We start from the raw sequence: 25,445 nt of genomic DNA, 5'->3' as shown, positions 1-25,445 counted from the left end.
ATCGTACCGGAACCGCTGGCCCGTCCGAACGCACGCTCAAGCGGGCATTCCAGGTGGCGGCTGGTAGCGACCATATTCGCATCGGCGACGGGGTTGACCTCAGCCTATCAGGGTGTCGCCAGTATCGCCCTGCCGCGCTCGCTTCAGCAGTTCGATCCGGTGCACAAGGTGAGCCTGCTGGCGACGACGACGACGCTCGCCGCGATCCTGGCGATCTTCGGCATGGTTCTGGGCGGGATGATATCCGACCGGACCCACAGCCGCTGGGGGCGTCGCACGCCGAGCATCGCGATCGGCTGTACCGTCGCCGCGATCCTGCTGGTAATGATGGGATCTGCCCGAAGCGCCGGGGCGCTGATGATCCTCATGCCGGCGCTCTGGCTCGCACTCAACTTCTACCAGGCCGCGATGACCGCGATGCTGACGGATCGTGTGGCGCCGGGCGATCTCGGGAAAGTCTCGGCGGCGATCGCGCTGGGTGCGCCAGTCGGTACCTTGATCGGTGTCAATATCACCAGCTTCGTCACATCGGCCCTGGGCAGTTACATGGCGATCGCGGCGGTGCTTCTGGCTGGTACGGGCATCCTGATCGGCTTCACGCCCGAGTCCCCCTATCTCGAAAGAAAGGTGCAGGCGCGGCCGAAGCAGGGCTGGGCGCTGAGCAGTTTCGGCGATCGCGATTTCTCGCTGGCGTTCGTGTCGCGCTTCCTCCTCTTCATCGCCTTCTATTCGGTGACCGGTTATCTCTTCTTCCTGGTGCAGGATTATATCGGCCTGCAGCGCCTTCCCGGGCGTGATGCGGGCAAGGCGGTCAGCGTCGTGTTCAGCATCATCACGGTGGGCTGGATCGTCGTCACGCCGATCACCGGGTTCATCGCGGACCGCATCGCGAAGATCCAATGGATCGTTGGCCTGTCGTCGATCGGGATCGGTCTTTCGATCATGGTGCCCGCGCTGTATCCGACATGGACGGCGATGATCGTGTTTTCGGCGGGGGTTGGCGTGTCCTTCGGAATCTACGTCGCGATCGATCTCAAGCTTATGGCGCTCGTGCTGCCCGATCCCGATGCCGCCGGGCGGGACATGGCCTTGCTGGGCGTCGCCGGAGGGGCACCGCAAATCCTGACGCCCTCGATCGCCGCCGCAATCATTGGCATGGGCGGATATTCCAGCCTGTTCCTGCCCGGCGCCGTCGTCGGCATCATCGGCGGGATCGCATCCTTCTTCATCCAGCTGAAAAGACATCGCGAGCGCGCGGATGGCATGGCGTCGAACGGCTAGAGCCATCCTGCTCGGCACGATCTGCGTGATCGCGGCTTTGATCGGCGCCGTCCTGATCGTCATCGTCGTGCAGGGAAAGCGGAAGCCCGACACGTCCGGCCAATATGTCGCGATGGGCAGTTCGTTCGCGGCCGGGATCGGACTGGGCCCGCATGCGCCTGGAAGTCCGCTGGTGTGCATGCGGACAACCGGCGGCTATCCACATCTGCTCGCCCGGGACCTTGCACTGTCGCTGGTCGATATGACCTGCTCCGGATCGACGACAGACCATATCCTCGACGGAGGGCAGATGTTCCTCGGCCCGCAACTCGACGCGATCGGTCCGGCGGCGCGTCTGGTCACGATAACGACGGGCGGTAACGATATCGGCTATATCGGCGGACTCATCCATGCGTCGGCGAAGGTCAGCGCCATAGATCACGCCCTGGTCGGCAAGCCGCCGCCGGTCGATCCCCGAGCCTTCGACAAGGTCACAGGCAACCTCGTCCGGATCGTGAAGGAAGCTCGGCGCCGAGCGCCCTTGGCGAGGATCGTCCTTGCCAGCTATCCGCCAGCCCTCCCACCGTCAGGTTCGTGCCCGGCCCTGGGGATTTCCGACGATGCCGCGGCGAAAGCCCGCGATGCGGCCGATCACCTCGCCGCAGCCACACGAAAGGCCGCGCGCCTATCGGACGCCTTGTTCGTCGACATGAACATCATCGGCGCTGAGCACGGGGTGTGCTCCGCGGATCCATGGATCAATGGTCCAGCCCCGAGAACGGGTGTGCCCTTCCATCCCAACGCCGAGGGTGCCCAGGCCGTCGCGGACGCGATCCGCGCGAGCCTCGATCGATCGCGCTGAGCCGCCGATGACCACGTCACATCGTCGATCGTTGCGAGGGAAAGGAAACGGGCGACGTCCTGAGGCCACAAAGACGGCCATTCGCGACAGCAAAACGATTTCAGGATGGTCGCATGCGGCCGTCGCCGCTCAATCCCGCGCGTCGAACACCGCCCGTGCGCATTCGACATGCTCGATATTGTCCGCCGCCCCGACCTAGACCCCACAAAGGGCAGCGCCGAGCGCCGCCGCGAGATGGTTCGGCCGGTAGTCGAAATGCGGAGCGACGGCGGCGTGCGCCGTGCGGATCTTGAGCCCGTCGTTCCATGGGCGCGGAGAGTCTGGGTCAGCATATCTGGCTGATCCCGCCGATCGCCCCGCCGAGCCGCGTGGAGCGCAAAGCATGCCTGCCGATGACGGCCACTTCGCTATCCGGTAAGCATTCGCTCGACCATAGAGCCGGGTGTAGCCGACACGATCAGACAAGATCTTTCGCGATGACGCCCTGCAGCATCTCGATCGGCCGAAGCGATGCCCGACGGCGCGATGCAGGCGCAGCATCGCACGTCTCGCTCCGCCATCGCCCGCCCGGGTTCGACGCCAAGTAGAACGCCGAGGTTGAAAACAGGAGAGCATGCCTTGTCGCCGAACACTGCGCCGGACCGACCTGCGGTCGTGATCGTCGGCGCTGGCCCGTCCGGGCTGGCGCTCGCGATCGAACTGGGTCACCGCAACGTTTCCTGCCTCGTCGTGGAGCGCAACGCGCGCGCCGGTCACGCGCCGCGCGCGAAGACGACACACGTCCGCACGCGCGAGCATCTGCGCCGCTGGGGGATCGCCTCCAAGCTTGCCGAAGCATCGCCGTTCGGGATCGACTATCCAAGCGACATCATTTTCGTCACCCGGCTGGCCGGTCAAAAACTCGCCCATTTCAGGAGCGGGCTCAACTGTAGCCCAGCACGACACGAGCATTATTCCGAGCACGGCCAATGGATCCCGCAATACAAGCTCGAAGCCGTGCTCCGCGATCATGCGGCCTCGCTCCAAAGCGTTCGAATACTTGCCGGAACGGAACTAGTCGACTTCGAGCAGGATCAGGACGGCGTTTCGGCTCTCTTTCGGGAGGTATCAAGCGGCGCCGAACGGAGGATCTCGACGCGCTATCTGGTCGGTGCGGACGGGGCGCGCAGCCGGGTGCGGGACCTGATCGGCGCAGAGATGCAAGGGCGCTATGGTCTCTCGCGGAACTACAACATCATCTTCGAGGCCCCGGGCCTCGCCGAGGCGCATCCTCATGGCCCGGGCATCATGTATTGGCAAATCAATCCGGAGACACCGAGCCTGATCGGCCCCATGGATCAGGGCGACCTGTGGTTCTTCATGCCGACCGGCCTGCCACCCGGCGAGCGCTTGTCCGACGACGATGCGCTGGCGCTGATCCGCAAGGCGACCGGCATCGATTTGCCCTATCGCATGCTCAGCTCCGACGAATGGGTCGCCAGCCGGCTCCTCGCGGATCGCTACGCGCGAGGGCGCGTCTTCCTGATCGGAGACGCGTGTCACCTGCATCCCCCGTTCGGTGGCTTCGGCATGAACATGGGTATCGCCGACGGGGTCGACCTTGGCTGGAAACTGGCTGCCATGCTCCAAGGCTGGGGCGGTCAAACCCTGCTCGACAGCTACGAGATCGAGCGACGGCCCGTGCACGAACTGGTGATGGACGAGGCGGAGAGCAATCACACGCTGACGCCGGATCGCCTGTTCCGGCCGGGCATCGAGGAGGAGTCCCCTGAGGGCGATGCCATCCGCGCGGAGGTTTCGCAGTTGATCGAGCAGCATAAGCGCGCCGAATTCTATGCGCTCGGCGTCGTGCTCGGCTATTGCTACCGGGGCTCCCCGGTCGTCATCGACGACGGATCGGGCGAACAGTGGACCCGATCCCGTGACTATCATCCCAGCGCGCTGCCCGGCTGCCTGGCACCACATCGCTGGTTGAGCGAAACGGAGTCGCTCTACGACCGCTTCGGCGACGGTTTCACGCTGCTCGCTTTCGACGCCAAACGCGATGTGGAGAGTATCGAAAATGCGCGAGCGGACGCGGTTCGGACGGCTACCCCGCTCAAGATCGAGGCGATCTCCGACATTGACCTTCAGCGACTGTACGGTGCCCGCCTGGCTTTGGTGAGGCCGGATCAGCATATCTGCTGGCGAGGCAATTCCTGGCCGGCCGATGCTGGAATTTTGGAGAGGGTGACGGGTCGCGCGAAGGCACCGGCAACTGTCTTGCGTGAAGTCGATCAAGCCGCCTCCGGTTGAGCGTCGGCACTTTACGACTGATCGACGAGGCCGTCAGCGCAGCGATACTTAGCTCGGTTCGCCGTGCCGCTCCCGATAATGGCCGCCAGCACGTCGGATCAGGTCGGAGAGATACTCGGCCATCGGGGTCAGAGGCATTGCGCGCCGCTTGGCCATGCAGATCGGCGGTGCCGGCATGGCAGGGCAGATGACCTGGATATTCGGGGGACCATTCGCCTCGATCCATTGCCTCGGCAGGATCGTCAACAAGTCCGACTGCGCGACAGCGGTCCACGTGGTCAGCGCCGAGCGCGCGTGGAGAACGACCTTGGGCGGAGGCAAGCCGGCCTCGACAAACAGATGGTGGAGGTCGCCTTCGGTGCTTTTCACCGACAAGGTGGGCCGAACCCATTCCGCGTCAAGAAGATCGGCGAGCGAAGACGAACCCGCCAGCGGATGCCCGGATCGCCCGAGGACGACCCGCTGGTTGCCGAAGAGCCGCTCGACCTCCAGTTGCGGTGATGCCGCCTCGATCTCCATCGGCCCCACGTACAAATCCATCTTTCCGTCCATGACGTCCGCCTCCACGGGCGGAAACAGGCTCTCGACGATCTTGAGGACGGCATCGGGGTAGCGCTTGCGAAACGGGCCGGTGATGACCGGCATCATGACCATCGTCGATGCGGTCGACAGTCCGATGGTGATTTCGCCGGTCTGCCCTCCCCTGATCTGGTCGATCTCATCGCGCGCGCGCTGCAGCTCCGCCTGGACCGCGGCTGCACGGCGGATGAAGGCCGCTCCGACCTCGGTCAGCGAGACCCCCTTGGGCTGACGTTCGAAGAGCGGCGCTCCGAGCTCCTGCTCGAGTTCACGCACGCTGCGCGTGATGGCTGGCTGGGTCACTCCGAGAAAACGGCCTGCCGCACGCAAGCTGCCGAGTTCGGCGATGGCAAGCACGTCCCGAAGCTGGTTGAGTTTCATCGCTGTGCAGACTCCGTCCGCGCATCGCAAAAGGGCAAGCGATGCCGCTGCGGCATCGGGCTAGGTCGTCTCGTTGCGCAAATCCGTCAAGCCCGCTTTGCCCGATTTGTCGCGATTGCTGCCCAACCCGCATCGCTCTGCAGAAGTTTGCATCTGCAGTGGAGGCGGGGCCGAGCCTAGGCTCGATCAAGATAATGCTGCGCAAAATGGAGAGATGTCGATGACGGGCGTTCCCGATCGTCCCGCCGCGAACCTCATGTTCAGCCATATGGGCCTGAGCGTGGTGGATATCGTGCGGATGGAGGAATTCTACACAGAAGTCCTGGGCTTCACGGTCACCGACCGCGGCCATGCCGATGGCATGGATCTCGTCTTCCTGTCGCGAGACCCCCATGATCATCACCAGATCGTGCTCGCCACCGGACGTCCCGAAACGCTGCCGGCGAATACCGCCAACCCGCAATTCGGACCGAGCATCAACCAGATCTCTTTCCGGATGGGGTCGCTCGACGACCTGCGCGACATCGAAATCCGGTTGAATGCGTTTGGCGCCGAGAGCATATTCCCCGCCAATCATGGCGTCGCATGGAGCATCTACGCCCACGACCCCGAGGGCAACAACCTCGAATTCTTCGTCGATACCGACTGGTATATCCTCCAGCCCTTGCTCCTTCCGCTCGATCTTTCCAAAGACAATGACGTGATCATCGCTCAGACGAAGGCGATGTGCGAACAGAGCGAGGGCTTCGAACCGATCGCCGACTGGCGCGCCCGCATCGCGCCGCGCATGAGCGCGTTCCGCCCGCCCCTCGGCCGCCCCAGCGAGGTCGTATCGTGAAGTGGGTGCGTTCGGCGTTTTGGGTCGGCCGCGCCAAGGACGGTGAGGAGGCGCATCTGCGTCGCGCGGTCGACACCGACCTCGTGCCGCGCCTGCGTACCTTCCCCGGCGTTCACACCGTGAAGGCGCTCTGGCCACGGTCTCGGGAAGATTCGCCCCCCGACATCTTCTGCCAGGTGATCGTCGAGTTCGACGACCGAAACGGGCTCGATCGCATGCTGGCGTCGAACGAGCGCAAGGCCACGCGGCCGCTCGTGCACGACCTGGCGAGTCGCTTCGACGGCACGATCAGTCACATCGATTTCGAGGTCGGCTAATACGCACCCGTTACCGGTGCGGGAGGAGATGAAGAACGATGAGATTTGTGCGTTTCGAAGCGGACGGCGGTGCCCGTATCGGGGTCGTGAAGGATGACGGCATCGTCGATCTGATCGACGCCGGAAGCCGCCACGAAACGATCCGCTCCATCATCGAAGGCGGTTCGGCAGCGCTTGCCGAGACCAGGGCGCTGGTCGATCGCGCCTCTGCCTCGGCGGCGCTGACCGAAGTCCGGCTTCTCGCTCCGATCGAGCGGCCCGGGAAATATCTCGCAATCGGGATGAACTATGGGAAGCATCTGGAGGAGGCGGACAGGCTCGGTGTCGCGCGATCGAGTCACCAGGTCTGGTTCAACAAGCAGACCACATGCATCACCGGCCCCTATGACGAGATCGATCCGGGCGTAACCGAGAAGCTCGATTACGAGGTCGAGCTCGGGCTCGTGGTCGGACGGACCGCCAAGCATGTCTCGGAAGCCGATGCTCCCGCCCACATATTCGGATATTTTGTCGCCAACGACGTTTCCGCGCGCGACTGGCAATTCCATTCATCGACCTTCACCATGGGCAAGTCGTTCGACAGCCATGGCCCGATCGGTCCCTGGATCGTCACCGCCGACGAGATCGCCGATCCGCACGCGCTGGACCTGCGAAGCTTCGTCAACGGCGAACGACGCCAATCGAACAATACCAGGAACATGATCGCGGACTGCTGGGCGCAGATCGCCTACCTTTCCACCGCCTTCACGCTCGAACCGGGCGACCTGATCGCGACCGGAACGCCCGAAGGGGTCGGCGTAGGCATGGATCCCCCCCTTTTCCTCAAGCCCGGCGACGTCGTGCGCTGCGAAATCGACGGCATCGGAGCGATCGAGAATCGCGTCAAATCCGGCTAATGGCTGCGCGGTGATGAACCGGCCGCCGATCCGAACGGCGAAATTCGAACGCGAGACATTCCGATGCTACGATCCCGGACAATGCGAAATGCCTTCGCCGATCTCCCGGAGCCCCCTAGAACGATGACGGCCATCGAGATGAAGGCCGGGATCTGTCGCTTCGTGTCTTCTCCGGTCTTTTGGGTGGGAACGGTCCTGATCGCGATCGTCTCCTTGTCCATCCACGTCGTGATGCTCCAGTTGCTCGGGATCGCCCATCCCGATTTCTCGTCGGTCGGCATCTGGGGACTCCTGGTCGTCGTCGGACAGACCTTCGCGCTCATCGTCGTTTACGATCTTGCTCGACCGATCCTCGACGACTGGCGCCTGCCCGCGAGGATCGCGTTCCTTGCCGCCATCGATATCGTTGCGACCGACCAGTTGCGCCTGGCGGTGATGGCGGGCGTCACGACCGCATCGTTCGCCTTCCCACTCATTACCTTCCTGGCCGGTGCGGCCGGAACGCTCGTCGTCGCGATCCTCATCGCGCTGACGGCGCCGTATCTGCGGGCGCCAGTCGCGAAAGCCGGGGTAGCGGTCGCCATCACCGCCATATCCGCGTTCGTGGTGCAGCCTGTCTCGAATGTTCTGGTCGCGCCCTTTGCGACACTCGCACGGCCCGAAATCTACACCGAGCCCTACGGTCCCGGTGTTCTCTCGATCAGCTACTCCTTCTTTGCCGCGACCGTGGCTGCGATAGTGTTGATCGTCGCCATAGCGGCGCCAAGGCTGTCGGTCCGCCCAGCGGCGAACCTGCTCCAAGTCGCGGCACTGCTCCTGTTGCTGCGTGGCACGCTGGTCGCACAGTTGCTCTTTCCCTGGCTGATTCATGGCGGCGTCGCCCACGCAGCGATCGGCATCAGCCAGTTCTTCTTGGAGGATCTCGCGATGGCGATGCTCGCCTGGGGGCTTTGGATGCGCGGCTGGGCGAAGACGGACCAGATCGAGAAACCCTGAAGCTGGCTCCAAATCGACAGGTCTTAGTGATACCGGAATAGCATCGCCAATAGCGAACGGGCGTCTCCAGCTCGGCTGCAGTGGTGCCCATTTCTCGGCAGCGGCCATCGACGGTCGCGCGAACCGAGGAGTTGAGGATGCCGACCAAACCGATGGGCGCAGTAAATCCAGCGTTGATGGCACACTGCCCCGAGCGCCCGCGCCCCGAAAACGCCGACAAACTGCCGGTCCATGTCACACCCTGGGGTGACAGCGGCCCGAGCGTCCTGCTGGTTCATGGTGGCGTCCAGGGCGGCATCGGCGGGGGGCCCGTCAACTACGAGGGACAGAAGCCGCTCGCCGAGCGCGATTGGCGGCTGCGCCTGATCGACCGCCCCGGTTTCGGCGAAAGTCCGTCGCGCGGCGCCGACGATATGGAGGCGGATTCGATTCTGATCGCCGAGCTGTTGGGCAATGGCAGTCATCTGATCGGCCATAGCTTCGGCGGCGCGGAGGCGCTGCTCGCAGCGGCGCGGCGACCGGACGCCGTGCGATCTCTCATCCTCATCGAACCCGCGCTCCAGCCGATGAGGCTGGCGATGGCCAATACCGACGCCTCTGCCCAGAAGGACGCGATCGTCGGGTTCGTCCTGTCGGCGACGTCTCCCGGCGAGTTCGCGATCAATTTCGCGCGAAGCATGGGACGAAGCGAGGACGGTGGCGACAATGTGTCGGTTGCCAACATCATCGACGATCCCGATAAGGCGGCCGCGCTGGGCTGCTCGCTGCTGCGCTCGCAAGCCGTATCGCCGCAGGAGATGCTGGCGGCGGCGCATGCGGTGCGCGACGCCGGCATTCGGACATTGGTGGTGTCGGGCGGCTACAGCGATCGCCAGGAAGCGAGCTGCGACCTCGTGGCAAGCGAGACCGGCGGAAAGCGCGTCGTCATCGATTGCGGAAGCCATTTCATCCAGCAGGCCAAACCTGCCGAGTTCAACGACATTGCCGACCGCTTCATGCGCGACGCGGAGCGCGCACGGAGCTGAGCAGATGGGGCGCCGTCGGAAAGGACGGCGCCCTCCCTTTAAAAAGTGATGGACGCCCTGCCGCCGAAGGTCCGCGGCGCGCTCGTATAGGCGCTGACCACACCGCTCAGATAGTTGACGTACGTTACCGTGCGGTGATCCTCGATGTTGTGGACGAAGGCTGCGATCGTCCATTTGCCGCCGGGCGGCGAATAGCTGATCTGGGCGTCCGAGAGCCAGCGCGCGGGCACGCGTTCGATCGGCAGGTATTCGAAGCCGACATAGTTCGAGCTGCGATACTGCGTGTCGGCACTGAGCACGATCTTGCCTTCGCCGATCCGGATGGTCTGCTCCGCGCCCAGATTGATCGTCCACTTCGGCGAGTTGTAGGCCGGCAAGCCCGAGCAGTTGACGGTATATTGTCCCGCGTTCGCCGGATTGATCGCATAGGGGCAACCCGTCGCGGGCGGCGCCGTCCCGGTCGGCACCTGGTAGGAGAAGGACGAATAGCGCGCGTGAAGATACTGGACGTCGGCGTTCAACGCCGTCGTCGGGGTGACCAGAGCGCGCGCGTCCATCTCGACGCCCTTGAGGTTCGACCGGCCGATATTCTGGGTGAAGTTGACCTGATTGCCCGCAAGATCGGTCCCGGGATGAAGGACCTGCTGGTTGCGGTAGCGCCAGATGAAGCCCTCAAGGTTCAGCTGCAGCCGATTGTCGAGCAGACGGTTCTTCAGGCCGATGGTGTAGGCGGTGATATATTCCGGTTGATAGTCGCTCTCGCCGACCGCGAGAGAGAAGCCGCCCGAGCGATACCCAGTCTCGTAGCTCGCATAGAAAAGAGACTGCGGCGCCAGGTCATATTCGACTGCGGCGCGCCAGGTCGCCCGGTTGTTGTTCAGGTGCGAGGCAATGTCGAAACCCTGGTGACGGATCACCGCGCCGGTCGCGCCCAGCGGCAGCGCGCCTCCACGCGGAGGGACCGGAAGAATCTGGGTGGCGAGCGAACTGGAGGTATCGAACAGGGGCGCGGTCGGGCAGCTCGGGCGCCCTGCTACGACATGCGTGCACGCGATGACGAGCGCATCCTGCGTCCCCGTGAAAGTCCGATGATCCGACGTGTATCGGATGCCGCCGACAATCCGGAGCTTGTTCGTGAGGTGCGCGGTCAGCCGGCCGAAGCCCGCATAGCTGTGCGTGATCGGCGCGAAATCCTGATAGATCTCCACCGAGGACTGGTTGACCGAATAATGCGCGCGATCGGATTCGTCGTATGCGAACCCCCCGATCTGCCAGTCGAAGATGCCGATCCGCTTGCCAGCGAGCCGTGCCTCGAGGCTATATTGATTGTCCTTCTCGCGCAGGTAGGGCGGGAAGCCCGGACCGCCGACGACCTGGCTGATCTGTGCCGCGCGCCATGCCGGGATCAGCGTGAACTTGCCGATCGCGCTGTCCCAGTCGATCTGCGCGTTGAAGCCGTAGAAATTGTCGGCCCGATACTGATTCGGAAAGTAGGGCGCGGCGATCGGCGAGAGCGTGCGCCCGGCAGAACCCGCGGGCAGCGTCGTCCGATAGGCGTTGGCGAGATCGCTCCTGATGCCATCGGACAGCGGCACCGTCGTCGGCGTGAAGACATATTGCTTGAGCGCAGGATTGTAGATCTCGCTCCCGAGATAGCTCTCGCCGTAGCCCGCCCCACCGAGGTGCGAATAGTCCGCGGCAAGACGCACCGTGAGCGTAGGCGTGAGCTCGGATTTCATCTGGACCCGGAGCGCCTTGGTATCCTCGTCCGACGTGCCGTCCTTCAGATACCCGTCGTGCTCGACGATGTTTCCCGAGATGCGCAGTGCACCCTTGTCGCCCATCGGCAGATTGATCGCGCCCTCGGCGGAGACCGCGTCATAATTGCCGTAGCTGACCGTCGCATAGCCCGAAAGCTCGCCGAGCCTGGGCTGCGCCGGCAGGACGTTGATCGCGCCACCGGTCGCATTGCGCCCATAGAGCGTGCCCTGCGGTCCTTTCAGCACCTCGACCCGATCGAGATCAAAGAAGGTGCCGTTGGTCGAAGTCGGCCGGCTGACATAGACGCCGTCATAGTTGAAGGCGATCGCGGGATCGCTATAGGCCGCGACCGAGAAGTTGCCGACGCCGCGGATGAAGAACAGGTTGCCGCCGCCGGTTGCCTGAACGCTGAGCGCGGGCACCTTCTGGCCGAGCTTGCCGGGCTCGGTGATCCCGTCCTTGATCAGATCCTTGCCGCCGACCACGTCGATCGCGATCGCGGCGCGCTGGACGTTTTCGGAGCGGTGCTGCGCGGTCACGACGATCTCGCCCAATCCGGCCGCGTTCGGTGCCGCTGCCGTCGCCGCGGAGGCGTCGGTCGACGCCTGCGCGCTGGCCTGCCCGGCAAGCAACCCCAGCGCTGCCGTGGATCCGAGCCATGTGATGATGCGCATATATCCCCTCCGCCGTTCCGATTTTTCGGACAGGTTTGCTTATGGGCGGCAGCTTTAGAGGGGTGGGTTGGCGGGGGCAGATACGATGTCGCCGTCACCGATCACGAATAGGCATCGGGCTTCGCAATCGACCCGGTACGCATCGGCCCGGCGCGCATTTGCCATGCCTGCCTGCCACTAGAACGATTACGACCGCTCGCAAATCGCGGGTTGGCCCGATGCCGAATACGCATCGCATGACATGACACGCGGTCTTCTTTTCCTCCCGCCTGGGACCAAAGTTGCCCGGTGATAAGATAGCGCAAGGAAGAGGCTCATGTCCGGCACGGACCTGCCCGACGCATGGACGACGACATCGCCAGCCATCTCACGGCCGGCGGCCACGGTGTCGATCGACGATCTGGTGGATGGCCAGGCCATCCATGCCCGCATGATCGTTCTGCTTGCAGTCGCAGCCCTGGCCATGATCAGCGACGGCTACGACCTGTCGGCGATCGGCTATGTCGGGCCCGAGCTCGTGAAGGCCTGGCATATCTCTCGCGAGGCGCTCGCGCCCATGTTCATGGTGGGCGTGGCCGGATTGCTGGTCGGCGCCCCCGCGCTCGGAACGCTGGGCGACAGGATCGGGCGCAAGAGGGCCTTGCTGATCAGCCTCATGCTGCTCGGCTGCGCGTCGCTGCTGTCTGCCGCCGCAGGTTCGCTGCGCGTCCTGACCGCGCTTCGGTTCGTCACCGGCGTCGGTCTCGGCGGCGTGATCCCCAACGCCATCGCGTTCGTCTCGGAGATGGTGCCGAAGCGCGTGCGCGGCCGTTTCCTCGTGGCGAGCAGCCTGGGCGTTGCAGCCGGTGTCGCTTGTCCTGGATTGGTGACCGCGGGGCTCGTCCCCCGCTTCGGCTGGCCCGTGCTGATGGTCATCGGCGGACTGATACCGCTGACCGTCGCGGCGCTCGCCGCCGGCGCCACGCCGGAGTCGGTCAAGTACCTGATCGGCCGGCCCGAGCGTGCGGACGAGCTGCTCGCGATCGCGGGCCGGATACGGCCGGATTTGGCTATCACCACCGTCGATGACCTCCGGACACCGTCCGTCGCCAGTGGGGAACGCACGGGACGCGGTTCACCTCGCCGCCTTCTTGCAGGCAAGCTGGCCGCCGCGACGCCGCTGATCTGGTGGCTCAACGCCGCCAACCAGTTCGCGAGCTTCTTTGCGCTGACCTGGCTTCCCACGTTGCTTCAGTCGCGCGGCGCAAGCACCGCGGCGGCTGGTCTCGGCGGGTCGCTCTACTCGCTCGGCGGCCTCGCCAGCGGGCTGCTATTGCTATTCGTCGTCGACGGCCTTGGCGTCATGCCCATGGCAGCCTTCTTCGTGGTCGGTGCACCGGCTGTGGCGGCGATCGGCCTGTCACTTCCGACCGCAAGCCATGGGCTGGTACTGATGCTCGCCGGGCTGTGCGTGACCGGCAACAATATCGTGATGAACGCCGTCCTCGGCATCGTCTATCCCACGTCGATCCGATCGGCCGGCGTCGGCTGGACGCAGGCCACAGGGCGTCTGGGCGCGATGGCCGCGCCACTGGCCGGAGGTCTGCTCCTGTCGTTGCGCTGCTCCGAGCAGCAACTGCTGCTCGCACCGGCCGTGGCGCTGGTGGCGGGCGGTTGTGCCAGCCTGGCGCTCGCCTTCATCTGTTATCGCACTTTCGGAGGCACGCGCCTCGGCGAGTTCGCGGCAAGTCCGGCGCCCGAAATCCCGGGCGGGACGAGGAGGCTGCCTCTGACCCCATGATCACCGGAACAGACCGAGGGGGCTCGCACCAATGCGCATCGGATTTTGCGCCGTCGCCCAGGCCCCCTCTCGCGACATCGGCTTGAAGCGGCGATCCTCGAAGGAGAAAAATCGTGTCTTCAGTCACAATCAATACCGGCACCGGAAATCGCCTGCGGAAAGTCGCGCTGGAGGAACATTGCATGTTCCCGGAGTTCGTCGACTATTTCAGCGTCAACAAGAAGACGGTGTCCGCATCGCTTTACGAGAAGGCCATTCCCGCCTTGAGCGACTTCGGCGAGAAGCGGCTCGCCTTGATGGATGACAATGGCATCGACTTCGTCGTGCTCTCGCTGTCGGGCCCGGGCGTGCAGATCGAGCCCGACACCGGCGTCGCCGTGAAGCTCGCCCGCCTTGCGAACGAGAAGCTTGCCAAGGAGGTCCAGCGCAAACCTGAACGCTACGGCGGCTTTGCGCACCTCGCGATGCAGGATCCCCAGGGCGCTGCCGACGAGCTCGAGCGCTGCATGCGCGATTACGGCTTCCAGGGCGCGATGATCAACGGCCAGACCGGGGGCGTCTATCTCGACGACCGGCGTTACGATGTGTTCTGGGAGCGCGTGTCGGCGCTGCGCGCGCCGATCTATCTTCATCCGGCCGATCCGTTCGACAAGCCGGCGATGTACGCCGATCACCCCGAGATGTGGGGACCGACATGGAGTTGGGCAGTGGAGACCGGCTCGCACGCGCTGCGGCTCGTCTTCAGCGGCGTTTTCGACCGCTATCCGGACGTCCCGCTGATCCTCGGCCACATGGGCGAGAACCTGCCGATCCAGCTCTGGCGCTTCGACAGCCGCTACGAGGTCAGCAACAAGCGGCATGCCATCGCCAAGGCCCCGTCCGATTATATCCGCAGCAACATCAAGATCACGACATCGGGGGTCTGTTCGGACGTGGCACTGCGTTGCACGCTCGACGCGATCGGCCCCGAGAACGTCATGTTCTCGATCGACTATCCGATGGAAAGCACCGAGATCGCCAGCAAATGGATTTCGGGTGCCGCCATCAGCGACGAGGAACGGCGCCTTGTGAGCCACGCCAATGCCGAGCGCATCCTGGCCCTCGGCGGGGCAGAACGCACCGCCGCCGCTGGAGGCGACCATGGCTGAGCCTCGTATCGACGTCCATTTCCACTATCTGCCGGATTTCTATCGTTCGGCACTGATCGCGGCTGGCTTCTCGCATGCCGACGGCATTGCGCGCCTGCCCGACTGGAGCGAGCGGGACATGATCGAGACGATGGATCGGCTCGGGATCGAGCGAGCCTATCTCTCGATCTCGTCGCCGGGCGTTCATTTCGGCGACGATGGCGCCGCGCGCGATCTGGCGCGGCGGGTGAACGAGGAAGCAGCGCGGCTCAAGTCCGTCCATTCCGGCCGGATCGAATTCTTCGCCTCGACACCATTGCCCGATATCGATGGCGCGGTGGCGGAGATCGCACATGCGATCGATACTCTGGGCGCGTCCGGCGTGGTGTTCGAAAGCCACTTCCATGGCATCTATCTGGGTGACGACAGGCTCGAGCCGGTTCTCGCGGAACTCGATCGGCGCCGTGCGGTGCTCTTCGTCCACCCGACGACTCCGGGCATCTCGTGCGGCTGCGGCGGGGGCACCCCCGATTTCGGCTACCCGGCGCCGATGATGGAGTTCGTTTTCGACACGACGCGGACCTTCACCAACATGGTCCTCTCGGGGACATTCGAGCGTCATCGCGAGCTTCGTATCATCCTGCCACACGCCGGCGCCGCGCTCCCCATCCTGGCGGGGCGGATCGATCTGATCGGGCCGATGCTCGCCCCGGAAGGCGCGGCCAAGCCGCCGTCGATGCGCGAAGCCCTGAAATGTGCCCACTTCGACCTCGCCGGCACACCCGTACCCGAACTGCTGGGGGCGCTGCTCTCGGTCGCCGATCCCAACCACATCCATTACGGGAGCGACTGGCCCTACACGCCGACGCCGGTGTGCGAAAAGCTGGCCGCCGAGCTTGACGGGACGGCGCTGCTCGATGGCCCGCTCCGGTCGCAGGCGATGAGACGCAACAGTGAGCGGCTGTTCGCCGAACGGTCCGACACCCACGCTCCCCAATCCTAGCGAGACGAACAATGGCGCATACCCACTCCCACATCCCCAATCTGCGGCACGGCGGCAAGATCGACATCTACAACCACGTCATGCCTCCGGCCTATCTCGAGGAGGTCAAGCGTCGCTTCGCCGACGCTGGGATGGTCAAGCGGTTGTCGAATATCCGCAACCTCTGGGATATCGAGGCCAGGGTCGAGATGCTCGCGCCCTTCCCCGAGGTCCAGCAGATCATCACGCTCGCGACACCCGGGCCGGAGACGCTCGGCGGACCCGACGAGTCGCCCGCACTCGCGCGGATCGCGAACGACGGCATGGCCGAGATCTGCGCCCGGTATCCCGACCGCTTCCCGACCTTCGTCGCCGCCATGCCGATGAACAACGTATCGGAAAGCCTGCGCGAGATGGATCGCGCTATTGGGACGCTCGGAGCGCGCGGGATCGAGATCAAGACCAACGTCAACGGCCGCCCGCTCGATGATCCCGAGTTCTTCCCGATCTTCGAGCATGCCAGCCGTACCCACGGCGTGCCGATATGGATGCACCCCGAGCGGTCACCGGCAATGACCGACTATGCCTGCGAGCCAAAGTCCCGCTACGAGATCTGGCAGGTGATGGGCTGGCCGTACGAGACAACGGCCGCAATGGCGCGGATCGTGTTTTCCGGCCTCTTCGACAAGCTGCCGGACCTGCGCATCATCACCCATCATTGCGGCGGCATGCTTCCCTATTTCTCCGGCCGCGCGGAGACGCTCTGGGCGCAACTCGGCTCGCGGACCGCGGACGAAGATTACAGCCACGTGCTGCGCGACATGAAGAAGCCGATGATGGACTATTTCAAGATGTTCTACGGCGACACGGTGCTGGGCGGATCGGCGTCGGCCCTGCGCTGCGGACTCGACTTTTTCGGCGACGACCACGTCGTCTTCGCGAGCGACTGCCCGTTCGATCCGGAAGGCGGTCCGATGTTCGTTCGCGACGGCATCGCCTCGATCGAAGCCCTGGATCTGCCCGAGGCGATCAAATCCAAGCTCTATTTCGACAATGCGAAAGGCTTGCTCAGCCCGCGCGGCACGGGGTGAGCGGGGCAAATCTCCGATCGAGAAACGCGATATTGAGAACACCCTGCACGAAGCTCTCGATCGCTTCGAGCCGTCGGCCAAACCCGCGAAGGGCGGTCTGGGACTGAACCGCATGCCCGGCTTCAACTGGCAGCGCCCCCGACGGGCGGCCGCCATGCTGCAGGCCCCATCACGACGAACCGATCCCGGCCGCTTCGAGGCGCTCCGTCAATTCGCCGGCCAATATGGGGCATTCATCGATCGGATTGTCGCGCGGGCAGGTCAGACGATGCTTGAGATAGCGCTCGGCCGACCTGGCGGCCTCGATCTGCTCCTCGAGGATCGCGATGCGGTCTTCGATGATCGTGCGGACATCCCGATCGTCCGGGGCATCCCGCACGATCTCGGTGATCTCGCTCAAGCTCATGCGAGCGGTGTCCTGCAAGAGCTGGATCAGGCTCAGCCGGCGCAGGTCGGTAAGACCGTAATAGCGCCGGCCGGAACGGCGAAGCATCGGGCGCAGGAGCCCGATCTCCTCATAATAGCGCAAGGCCGAAGCCTTGATGCGGAAGCGCTGCGCGACCTCGTTGATCGGAAGCACCGTCTGGCTCGTGAAAACAGGGTTCTCCGCCATGCTCTTGACCTCAAGTTCACTTGAACTGGTACCGAGTCGATTACACCAGAAAGAGGAGAACGGAAATGTCGCAGCCGATCGTCGATGGAACCGTGGCCAGCGGCTTCGAGCCCGTCCGGCAGGCGCTGAGGATGATCGCGAGCGCAGAAGAGGGCCTCGATGCCCAGCTCGCGATCTATCACCGTGGTCAGCAGGTGGTCGATCTATGGACCGGACCGTCGGTGACGCCCGATACGCTGCTGGGCGTTTACTCCGTGAGCAAGGGCGCGGCGCACCTCGTCGCCGCCCTGCTCGTTCAGGACGGTGTTCTCGACCTCGACGAGAGAGTAAGCCATTACTGGCCCGAATTCGGCGTCGAAGGAAAAGCCGACCTCACGCTGCGCGAATTGCTGGCGCATCGCTCCGGGCTCGTCGGCTCGTATCGCGGCTTCACTGTCGACGAACTGTCCGATGAGAGGTACGTGGCCGAACAGCTCGCAACGCAACGGCCATATTGGCGTCCCGGGGCAGCATTCGGCTATCATGCGCTGCTGATCGCCGCGCTTTCAGGCGAAGTGATCCGCCGTGTGACCGGGCGCACGGTCCAGGAACTTTTCGCCGAGCGGATCGCCCGTCCCTATGGGATCGACTTCCACCTCGGCCTCCCGGAGGCATTGGACGAACGCTTCCTCCCATCCCAGCCTCCCCGACCGACGCCTGAACAACTCGCGGCACTCGCGGCTGCCGCTACGGGTCCGGACAGCATCCCGGGGATCGCGTTCAACCGGCACGCGCCGGGCAATCCCGATGTCTGGGAATTGCCGAACCTGCCGGTCGTGCGGCGCAAAGGGCCGGCTTCGTTCGGCGGCGTCGCCTCTGCTCGTGCTCTGGCGAAGATGTACGCGGCGGCCATCGGGCCGATCGATGGCAATGGACCGCTCCTGTCACCCGAGACCGCGCGGACCTTCGCGCAGGTTCAGTCGATCGGTTACGACCTGGTTACGCGCGGGCATCTCGCCTTCGCCGTCGGCTTCCACGCGACCGCGGAATATTATCCGCTGCTGGGCGAAGGCACGTTCGGGCATAGCGGGGTCGGTGGCCAGCAGGCCTTCGCCGATCCCCGCCACGAACTGAGCTTCGGCTATGTCCGCCGACGGCTCGCCGTCCAGAGCGCTGCGGTCGAGGATGTCGGCCGGCTGATCGCCGCCGCTGTCGAAGCGATACGCGGCATGTAGTGGGGACTTCGGATGGGCGCCCTCCCATTGGTGACCCCGGACGGCGGTCGAGTTGTGCCGGCCCTCAGGAGCCGGCATGGCTTGCCGAGAAAAGCTATGCTGTTGAGACAAGAGCGATCCGGCTTCACCTCCTCAAGCGCGCGGCCAGGATGCTCACCGGCCACTGATTATTACTGCGCGGATTTTGGCGACGTGCCGGTGAACGGGGCTTTGGATCGGGATTTTGCGATTGGACGGCTCCCGGCGGACCGGACGGGCAGGCTACCGTTGGCACGGGTCAGGGATGCCAACGGCAGCTTGCTCGCGATCCAAGACGGCTAGTCGCTAGTGTGTGAACCGGTCCACCTGTCGGCCAATTCCCGGGCAAACTCCGCATAGCGACGCATCGGACGTCCGATCAGCGCCTCGAGGCGTTTCTGGTCTTCGGCCGATGCTGTCATGCCGCTTTCCTGGAAGCGCGCGTACATCGTCCGCATTTCGTAAGCCATCCAGTCGGGCATGAAATTGCCCAGCAGGCTCTCAGCGGCATCGAGATCGTCGCCGACGTAGCGGACGTCGTGCCCGAGCAGATCTGTCCAGATGTCGGCGAGCGCCGGGCCATTGAGCCGTTCGATCGACGTCACGTCGAGCGTTTCGTCAGCAAGCGGTTCCGGGCTGCGCTCCCGCTCGAGCAGGCATCGCCCCGCGACCTCGGCGAGATCCCGCGTGTCCACGAACACGACGCCAACCTGTCCGACCGGCATCGGATAGACGCCTTTCTCGTGAATATGCTCGCGGAACCAGGCATCGCTCTGCATATAATAGCCGCCTCGCACGACGGTCGCGGCAATCCCGAGTTCCGTGATCGCTCGCTCCATCGCCGCCTTCGACGCGAAATGCGGCACGTTGACGAGATCGTGCGCATTGACGGCGGAGAGATAAACGAAGTTCTGCACGCCTGCCTCGACCGCAAGGTTCAAGGTCGACATGGATTGTACGAATTCCGACTGGCTGACCGCAGCCAAGAGAAAGAGCGTGGACACACCCTCAAGCGCGGCGCGCACGCTAGCCGGATCTCCCAGATCGCCTTTGACCGGCGTCACTCCCGACGGGAACTCGGCCTTTTCGGGCGCGCGGCTCATCGCCCTGACATCACAATCCTGCGTCGCAAGATAGCGCACGACGTCGGTACCGACGGTGCCGGTGCTTCCGGTAACGAGAATGGTCATCACGGGTCTCCATACGATGAGGCGAGCACGCGCGTGCCGCGCGCCGTTGCTTCGGACATTTCGGACGAGCGCCTCCAAAGGATAGGCGCCGAGATGCCACGGCACGAAGGACCGGCCGCGAAGCGACCAGACGTTGCCGTTACCACGGCAGAGGGTCGCCCTCCTTGTCGAGGAAGTGGATACCACTCGCTCCCGCCTGACGATCGAGCGTGTCGACCACCATCGGAATGCTCTCTTCCACGGACAGTGGCGCCGCATCGCTGCCGAGCGCGGTTCGCACCCAGCCGGGGTTGATCGCGATATAGGTACGTTCATCGGCGCGACGGGCTGCGATGCCGCGCAGCCCCATGTTCACCGCGGCTTTGCTGATCCGGTAGAGTTCGTGGCCGCCCTCCTCATTCTGCGTGATGCTGCCTTGTTGGGAGGACATGATCGCGACGGTCGCCGTCGCGGTCAGCGCGTCGCGCCAGCGATCGATGATCCGCAGCGGCGCCAGCGCATTGACCAGCAAGGTTTGGCTGAAATCCTCCGGGGTGACGTCGCCGATCTTGGCGTCGAGCGGGCCGGTCATGCCGGCGACGATGAAGAGGCGGTCGATAGGTACGGAGACCATGCTGGCGAAGCGATCCACCGCCTCCCAGTCGGCCACATCGAGCTCGATGACCTCAAGCCGATCCGACGAGATGTCGGCCAGACCACCGGAGGTCCGCATCGTCGCCGTGACGCGCCACCCGCGCTTCAGATGCTCCTTGACCGCACCCAGGCCGAGACCCTGCGCGCCTCCGACGATGACGACGTGCGGGATCGAATTTGTTCCGTTCGTGCTCATCTCATCCTCCTGAAGCGAGGAGCTCGACAGTGATCCGGACAAGGCGGCGCGGCAGTCCGCGCGGTCCGGCCATCGTCGTTAGAAGGAAGGTGGTCGTCGCGCTTGGTAGACGGAAGAGCTATATTCGAGACGGACCTTTCCATTTCTGGAACGTAATATGGATCTTCGGGCGCTCGCCGACTTCCTCCTGGTCGCTACGCATCGCGGCTTCGCGCAAGCGGAGCGCATGGCAGGTCGACCCAAAGCCACCCTCTCGCGTCGCGTGCGCGAGCTGGAAAAGGACCTCGGCGTCAGGCTTTTCAACCGGGACACGCGGACGCTGCGGCTCACCGACGAGGGTCATATCCTGCTTGCCCGGACGCGAGGCCTGCTGACAGATGTCGCCGAAGCCGAGATCGCGCTGCGTGGCACGAGCGGCCAGCCTCAGGGGTTGCTGAGGATCAGCGCGCCGATTCTGTTCTCGGAGATCGGCCTTGGCTCGATCGGCGCTTCCTATTTGCGGCGATATCCGGCCGTGCGTCTGGAGATCGTCTCCGAGGATCGAATGACATCGCCGATCGAAGACAGCTTCGACGTCGTGATCCGGCTCAATCCGTCGACCGCCAGCGAACTGGTCGGCCGCTGTTTCCTGCGAGACCACCGTCAGGTCGTCGCTTCGCCGTCTCTCGCACAGCGGATCTCCGTCGGCGAAGTCTGGCCGTCCGTCGTGCTGACCAATGCGGAAGGTCGGGTGTGGCGCCTGAGGCAAGGCGAGCGTGTCCGTGAGATCGCTCATGATCCGGTCATGCGGGTGTCCGCAATGCTGACCGTTCGTGACGCCGTCTTGTCCGGCACGGGCGCCGGCATTCTTCCCGGGCTGATGGTCGCCGATCATCTCGCGTCCGGCCGGCTGGTGAAAGTCGGCGACGTGGAGGGTGGCGAGGTGGCGATGTGGGCGCTCCACCCGTCTCAGCGATTGGCAAGCCGCAAGGTGACGAGCTTTCTCGAGCATCTCGTGGGCTGTTTTCCCGGTGAAGTCTGGCCCGCGGGTGGTTTCGAGCCAACATCTGCGACCAGCGAAAACGATCCACGCACCGACTGACGACCAAGCCGCCGAAAGGCAAGTGTCGCGTCCTTCCCGACGCTTGCGTGCATCGTCTCGCACCCGGGACGGGCCATCCCGAAACAGGCACTTCCGCCTCCCCGACAGGCCGTCCGACGCGGCATCGGAATGAGCGCCCGCGGCGCGATGGTCGCGTGTGCCGCTATCGAGCGGAAGAGATCCGATATCCCCAATCTAGTCGATTGGCGTTGCGAGCCACACTGCCTGCACATGATCGCGCTCGCGAAGCGCCTGTGATCTGGCGAGCCGGTACGCTTCGGGAACGAGGCCATTGTCGAGCATCCTGCTTCCAAAACCGGTAAGAGCCAGGAATGCCAGATCGGGCGAAATGACCTCGACCATCGAACCATGATCGCGGAGCTGTTCGATCTCGTGCCGCAGCGCCTCGTTCAAGATGCGGATGGGCGCGGGCGCCTCGATGGGTGACGACAGATCGAAGCAGGAGATGACGATCACGCGCGCAAAGCCCTTCGCCGTGTCCGCGTTCAGCATGCTTCGGACCCCACCATCGACATATTGGCTGCCGCAGATCGAGATGGGCGGCCAGACGCCGGGCAAAGCCGCACTCGATGCGCAAGCGCGATCCAGCGGTACGCTATCAGATGGACCCCATATCCGAAACTCGCCGCTGCGCGCATCGATCGCCGTCGCGCGGAAGTTGGTGGGCCACGGTTGCCCGGCGATCGCTTCGACCGATGGCCGGGCGAGTGCCGTGTCTTCGCTGACGGTTTCCGCCGCCATCGCCAATGCGCCGATTTCGCGCCATTCCGCCTCGGGATGCGGCGATCCGACGGCCCGGGCGCACCCGACCATCAGCGCCTGCATCGCGGCTGCGGCACCGTCCGATCGCGGGGAGGTGGCGTAGCCGTCGATGATGGGTGGACCGTGCCGGGGGTCGATCTGGAGGGCCAGTTGCGCCCCGACGATGGCGCCGGCCGACGTCCCCACGATCAGATCAGCGGTCCTCAGATCGATGCCCGCATCAAGGAGCCCCGCACACAGCCCCCAATGGAAAGCGCGCCCCACCGGCCCGCCGCCACCCAGTACCAACGCTCGTGATGGGCTGGCGGGGGGGACTTCAGCTTCGTCAATCATCGCGTTGGGCTCCTACACGCTCGAACGGCGCGCTACTAATGGCTGGGGGCGCGGGAGAGAAATAGATCAGCCCGATGGCTTCGATCCGATCCGCCTATGCCGGAACCCACGACCGAGGGCGGAGCACATCATTTCCGCCGCTTATGAACGCCATGTCCAAGAACGATTAGACGATCCGTCGCGACGGGAACATTGATCGCCTCACGGCGAGCGAACCAAAAAGCAGACAGCTCGCGAAGTGGGAGGGAATGCATGAACGGCTTCGGTCGAACGGCGACTTGCGTCGCGAGCTTGGCAATGTCTTCTCTGGCTCACGCCCAGTCGCAACCTACGGCGATTTTTCCACAAGCGGGGAACGTCTCGTCGAATGCGCCGACCGGCGGTGTCGAGGAGATCGTCGTGACCGCGCAGCGCCGCAGCGAGCGCCTGCAGAATGTTCCGATCGCGGTCACCGCCGCATCGGCGGCCAGGCTCGCGGCCGTGGGCATCAGCAATACCCAGGAACTCGCGGTCGTCACGCCGGGGCTCAGCGCGCCACAGGCCGCCGGCTTCACCCAGCCACACATCCGCGGCGTCGGCTCGAGTACGAACGGCCCAGGCCTGGAGCAGCCCGTCGCGACCTACATCGACGGGGTCTATATCGCCTCCGCGCCGGCCTCGCTGCTCACTCTCAACAACGTCGATCGGATCGAGGTCCTGAAGGGGCCGCAGGGCACGCTTTTCGGCCGCAACGCGACGGGCGGTCTCATCCAGGTCGTGACCCTGGATCCAAAATCGACACCGTCGGCGGCGTTCAACCTCACTTATGCCAATTACGAGGACGTCGCGGCTGACGCCTACGTCACGGGTCCGCTCGCAGGCGGGGTCAAGGCCGATCTCGCGGTGCGCTACGAAACCCAGCAGAAAGGCTGGGGGCACAATCTCGCCGACGGAACGCCGGTGGGCGACCTACCCCACGATTTTGCCGGCCGGACGAAAATCCTTATCGAGCCGGGGCCGAGAACGCAGATCCGTCTCGCTCTCGATTACGAGGATCGCGACAGCCGCCGGGATTGGCAGAAGCTCGATCTGCGTCAGATACCGGGCACGTTCAACAATCCCTTCTTCGGTGGACCTTTCCCGCAGGGCGGCCGCTACGATGTCGACAACGACGTCGATCAGGAATTCCGGCTGAAATCGGGAGGCGCGTCGCTCCAGGTCAAGCAGGATGCCGGCGCCGTCACGGTACAGAGCATCACCGCGTTCCGTAAGTCGCGGTTCGTTTTCCCGCTAGATCTCGACCAGACGCCGGCGAATCTCATCAACCTATTCGGCGTCGCCCGCGACAAGCAGTTCAGCCAGGAGCTGCAGCTGTCTTCCAATACGTCCGGCAAGCTCAAATATACGGCGGGTCTCTATTATTTCTACGCGGACGATCGCTATCAGCCGCTCGACATCAATTTCGGGCCGAGCTTCGTGTCGCCCGTCCCCGGCGTGCCGGTGACGATCCGCACCAACGATCGCATGACCACCAACTCGCTCGCGGGCTACGCGCAGGCGAGCTACGAGGTCCTGCCCGGAACGAACCTGACGCTGGGCGGCCGCTACACCTACGAGCGCAAGCGGCTGAGCGGGACGTCGAGCTTCATCGTCGATGGCGTCGATGCTGGGGACTCGGCCGTTCCGGCGCCGGACTCGGGCATTCCCGACCGCGTATCCTTTAAGCGTTTCAATTATCGCATCGCGCTCGACCACAAGTTCGGGGCGAACATCCTCGGCTATCTCTCCTACAATACCGGCTTCAAGAGCGGCGGGTACAATCTCGCGGTCGCCAGCAACCCGCCCTACAAGCCCGAAGACATCAAGGCGTTCGAAGGCGGCCTGAAAAGCGAGCTCTTCGATCGCAAGCTTCGGATCAACGCTGCCGGCTATTACTATATTTATCGGAACATCCAGGTCGGCCGATATATCGACAACAGCGAATCGATCTACAACGGCGCCCGGGCGCGCATCTACGGCGCGGACGTCGATGCCGAGGCCGTCCTCGCGCGCGGCCTGACCCTGACGGGCGGCTTCTCCTACAATCACGCACGATTCACCTCCTTTCCGAATGCCGACTACATCATCCCGATCGACGGGCTGACGCCGGCCCCGGGGGGCGTCGTGTCCGCCTCGGCGACGGGGAACGACCTGCCGTTTTCGCCCAAATTCTCTTTCAACGTCGGCGGCGACTACAAGCTCGATCTGCCGATCGGCACGATCGAGTTGAACGCGACCTACTATCGGACCACCCGCTATTTCGCGAGCGCCGACAATGTCGCGACCCAGCCGGCCTACGATCTGGTCAATGCTTCGATCAGCTGGACGGACACGACCAAGCATCTGTCCGCCCGCATCTGGGGCAAGAACCTCGGCAATACTTATTATTCAACCTCGCTGATCGAGGCGAGCCAGGGCGTCATTCGCGGAAACGGTGCGCCACGCACCTACGGCGTCACGCTGGGCTACAAATTCTAGGACGAAACCGTGGCGAAAGCCTCA

General features: G+C 64.3%; 21 protein-coding genes. 15 read left to right on the top strand and 6 right to left on the bottom strand.

What is annotated here, in order from left to right; genetic code table 11:
• The first annotated feature begins 93 nt into the window (after positions 1–93).
• The 3 genes from HZF05_RS05370 to HZF05_RS05360 all read left to right on the top strand — a co-directional run bounded on the left by HZF05_RS05370 (position 94) and on the right by HZF05_RS05360 (position 4,417).
• Positions 94–1,281: an MFS transporter gene (locus tag HZF05_RS05370; protein WP_160363344.1), complete on the top strand. Its 1,188-nt coding sequence runs from the start codon at positions 94–96 to the stop codon at positions 1,279–1,281.
• Complete coding sequence (locus HZF05_RS05365) at positions 1,259–2,122, top strand: SGNH/GDSL hydrolase family protein (RefSeq protein ID WP_160363343.1); 864 nt, start codon at positions 1,259–1,261, stop codon at positions 2,120–2,122. Before HZF05_RS05370 ends, HZF05_RS05365 begins: the two co-directional genes overlap by 23 nt.
• A 510-nt stretch (positions 2,123–2,632) precedes the next feature.
• The gene (locus HZF05_RS05360) at positions 2,633–4,417 is read left to right on the top strand and encodes an FAD-dependent oxidoreductase (protein WP_246331607.1); all 1,785 of its coding nucleotides are present in this window, start codon (positions 2,633–2,635) and stop codon (positions 4,415–4,417) included.
• A gap of 48 nt (positions 4,418–4,465) precedes the next feature.
• On the opposite strand, the gene HZF05_RS05355 is transcribed toward HZF05_RS05360, so the two are convergent.
• Positions 4,466–5,377 (bottom strand): LysR substrate-binding domain-containing protein, encoded by a 912-nt coding sequence (locus HZF05_RS05355; protein ID WP_160363342.1) that lies wholly within the window; start codon positions 5,375–5,377, stop codon positions 4,466–4,468.
• Positions 5,378–5,492: 115 nt separating this feature from the next.
• Here HZF05_RS05355 and HZF05_RS05350 point away from each other — a divergent pair, with 115 nt between their 5' ends.
• The 5 genes from HZF05_RS05350 (at position 5,493) to HZF05_RS05330 (ending at position 9,449) form a co-directional block, all read left to right on the top strand.
• On the top strand, positions 5,493–6,215 hold the full coding sequence (locus HZF05_RS05350; protein WP_246331605.1) for a VOC family protein: 723 nt from the start codon (positions 5,493–5,495) through the stop codon (positions 6,213–6,215).
• The gene (locus HZF05_RS05345) at positions 6,212–6,532 is read left to right on the top strand and encodes a hypothetical protein (RefSeq protein ID WP_160363341.1); all 321 of its coding nucleotides are present in this window, start codon (positions 6,212–6,214) and stop codon (positions 6,530–6,532) included. Before HZF05_RS05350 ends, HZF05_RS05345 begins: the two co-directional genes overlap by 4 nt.
• 38 nt (positions 6,533–6,570) lie before the next feature.
• A complete protein-coding gene (locus tag HZF05_RS05340) occupies positions 6,571–7,428 on the top strand; it encodes a fumarylacetoacetate hydrolase family protein (RefSeq protein ID WP_160363340.1) in 858 nt (285 codons plus the stop codon).
• 123 nt (positions 7,429–7,551) lie between these two features.
• Positions 7,552–8,424, top strand: coding sequence for a hypothetical protein (locus tag HZF05_RS05335; RefSeq protein ID WP_160363339.1), 873 nt, complete (start codon positions 7,552–7,554; stop codon positions 8,422–8,424).
• 137 nt (positions 8,425–8,561) lie between these two features.
• Positions 8,562–9,449, top strand: a complete 888-nt coding sequence (locus HZF05_RS05330; RefSeq protein ID WP_160363338.1) for an alpha/beta fold hydrolase — start codon at positions 8,562–8,564, stop codon at positions 9,447–9,449.
• Positions 9,450–9,487: 38 nt separating this feature from the next.
• Here the strand turns inward: HZF05_RS05330 and HZF05_RS05325 are convergent, their stop codons facing one another.
• The gene (locus tag HZF05_RS05325; protein ID WP_160363337.1) at positions 9,488–11,884 is read right to left on the bottom strand and encodes a TonB-dependent receptor; all 2,397 of its coding nucleotides are present in this window, start codon (positions 11,882–11,884) and stop codon (positions 9,488–9,490) included.
• Positions 11,885–12,200: 316 nt separating this feature from the next.
• Here HZF05_RS05325 and HZF05_RS05320 point away from each other — a divergent pair, with 316 nt between their 5' ends.
• From HZF05_RS05320 to HZF05_RS05305, 4 genes are all read left to right on the top strand, one after another.
• Entirely contained in the window at positions 12,201–13,664 is a 1,464-nt protein-coding gene (locus HZF05_RS05320; protein ID WP_160363336.1) for an MFS transporter, read from the top strand.
• 113 nt (positions 13,665–13,777) lie between these two features.
• On the top strand, positions 13,778–14,812 hold the full coding sequence (locus tag HZF05_RS05315) for an amidohydrolase family protein (protein ID WP_220129718.1): 1,035 nt from the start codon (positions 13,778–13,780) through the stop codon (positions 14,810–14,812).
• Positions 14,805–15,794 carry an amidohydrolase family protein gene (locus HZF05_RS05310; protein WP_160363335.1) on the top strand — a complete coding sequence of 330 codons (990 nt, stop codon included), beginning with the start codon at positions 14,805–14,807 and terminating at the stop codon, positions 15,792–15,794. The genes HZF05_RS05315 and HZF05_RS05310 overlap by 8 nt, the downstream gene beginning before the upstream one ends.
• An 11-nt stretch (positions 15,795–15,805) precedes the next feature.
• On the top strand, positions 15,806–16,864 hold the full coding sequence (locus tag HZF05_RS05305) for an amidohydrolase family protein (RefSeq protein ID WP_160363334.1): 1,059 nt from the start codon (positions 15,806–15,808) through the stop codon (positions 16,862–16,864).
• A 169-nt stretch (positions 16,865–17,033) separates the two neighbouring features.
• Here the strand turns inward: HZF05_RS05305 and HZF05_RS05300 are convergent, their stop codons facing one another.
• Positions 17,034–17,444 (bottom strand): MerR family transcriptional regulator, encoded by a 411-nt coding sequence (locus HZF05_RS05300; RefSeq protein WP_160363333.1) that lies wholly within the window; start codon positions 17,442–17,444, stop codon positions 17,034–17,036.
• 98 nt (positions 17,445–17,542) lie between these two features.
• Here HZF05_RS05300 and HZF05_RS05295 point away from each other — a divergent pair, with 98 nt between their 5' ends.
• Positions 17,543–18,691, top strand: a complete 1,149-nt coding sequence (locus HZF05_RS05295) for a serine hydrolase domain-containing protein (protein ID WP_160363332.1) — start codon at positions 17,543–17,545, stop codon at positions 18,689–18,691.
• Between the two features lie 317 nt (positions 18,692–19,008).
• Here HZF05_RS05295 and HZF05_RS05290 read toward each other — a convergent pair whose 3' ends face one another.
• Positions 19,009–19,977 (bottom strand): SDR family oxidoreductase, encoded by a 969-nt coding sequence (locus HZF05_RS05290; RefSeq protein ID WP_220129716.1) that lies wholly within the window; start codon positions 19,975–19,977, stop codon positions 19,009–19,011.
• Positions 19,978–20,038: 61 nt separating this feature from the next.
• Positions 20,039–20,728 (bottom strand): SDR family NAD(P)-dependent oxidoreductase, encoded by a 690-nt coding sequence (locus HZF05_RS05285; protein ID WP_160363331.1) that lies wholly within the window; start codon positions 20,726–20,728, stop codon positions 20,039–20,041.
• Positions 20,729–20,885: 157 nt separating this feature from the next.
• Between HZF05_RS05285 and HZF05_RS05280 the strand changes: the two genes are divergently transcribed.
• Entirely contained in the window at positions 20,886–21,809 is a 924-nt protein-coding gene (locus tag HZF05_RS05280) for a LysR family transcriptional regulator (RefSeq protein WP_160363330.1), read from the top strand.
• A gap of 195 nt (positions 21,810–22,004) precedes the next feature.
• Here the strand turns inward: HZF05_RS05280 and HZF05_RS05275 are convergent, their stop codons facing one another.
• Positions 22,005–22,925: a patatin-like phospholipase family protein gene (locus HZF05_RS05275; RefSeq protein WP_160363329.1), complete on the bottom strand. Its 921-nt coding sequence runs from the start codon at positions 22,923–22,925 to the stop codon at positions 22,005–22,007.
• 297 nt (positions 22,926–23,222) lie between these two features.
• Here HZF05_RS05275 and HZF05_RS05270 point away from each other — a divergent pair, with 297 nt between their 5' ends.
• A complete protein-coding gene (locus tag HZF05_RS05270; RefSeq protein WP_181638802.1) occupies positions 23,223–25,421 on the top strand; it encodes a TonB-dependent receptor in 2,199 nt (732 codons plus the stop codon).
• Positions 25,422–25,445: the final 24 nt, after the last annotated feature.

This window comes from Sphingomonas chungangi, assembly GCF_013778325.1.
Lineage (GTDB): Bacteria > Pseudomonadota > Alphaproteobacteria > Sphingomonadales > Sphingomonadaceae > Solisphingomonas > Solisphingomonas chungangi.
The sequence above is the reverse complement of the archived record's forward strand: the minus strand, read 5'-3'. Positions and strand labels throughout refer to the sequence as shown.

Coding starts and splice junctions, on each gene's coding strand:
- HZF05_RS05365 (WP_160363343.1), top strand. CDS start 1,259: ATGGCATGGCGTCGAACGGCTAGAGCCATCCTGCTCGGCACGATCTGC.
- HZF05_RS05360 (WP_246331607.1), top strand. CDS start 2,633: ATGCCCGACGGCGCGATGCAGGCGCAGCATCGCACGTCTCGCTCCGCC.
- HZF05_RS05355 (WP_160363342.1), bottom strand. CDS start 5,377: ATGAAACTCAACCAGCTTCGGGACGTGCTTGCCATCGCCGAACTCGGC.
- HZF05_RS05340 (WP_160363340.1), top strand. CDS start 6,571: ATGAGATTTGTGCGTTTCGAAGCGGACGGCGGTGCCCGTATCGGGGTC.
- HZF05_RS05335 (WP_160363339.1), top strand. CDS start 7,552: ATGACGGCCATCGAGATGAAGGCCGGGATCTGTCGCTTCGTGTCTTCT.
- HZF05_RS05330 (WP_160363338.1), top strand. CDS start 8,562: ATGCCGACCAAACCGATGGGCGCAGTAAATCCAGCGTTGATGGCACAC.
- HZF05_RS05325 (WP_160363337.1), bottom strand. CDS start 11,884: ATGCGCATCATCACATGGCTCGGATCCACGGCAGCGCTGGGGTTGCTT.
- HZF05_RS05320 (WP_160363336.1), top strand. CDS start 12,201: ATGTCCGGCACGGACCTGCCCGACGCATGGACGACGACATCGCCAGCC.
- HZF05_RS05310 (WP_160363335.1), top strand. CDS start 14,805: ATGGCTGAGCCTCGTATCGACGTCCATTTCCACTATCTGCCGGATTTC.
- HZF05_RS05305 (WP_160363334.1), top strand. CDS start 15,806: ATGGCGCATACCCACTCCCACATCCCCAATCTGCGGCACGGCGGCAAG.
- HZF05_RS05295 (WP_160363332.1), top strand. CDS start 17,543: ATGTCGCAGCCGATCGTCGATGGAACCGTGGCCAGCGGCTTCGAGCCC.
- HZF05_RS05285 (WP_160363331.1), bottom strand. CDS start 20,728: ATGAGCACGAACGGAACAAATTCGATCCCGCACGTCGTCATCGTCGGA.
- HZF05_RS05280 (WP_160363330.1), top strand. CDS start 20,886: ATGGATCTTCGGGCGCTCGCCGACTTCCTCCTGGTCGCTACGCATCGC.
- HZF05_RS05275 (WP_160363329.1), bottom strand. CDS start 22,925: ATGATTGACGAAGCTGAAGTCCCCCCCGCCAGCCCATCACGAGCGTTG.
- HZF05_RS05270 (WP_181638802.1), top strand. CDS start 23,223: ATGTCTTCTCTGGCTCACGCCCAGTCGCAACCTACGGCGATTTTTCCA.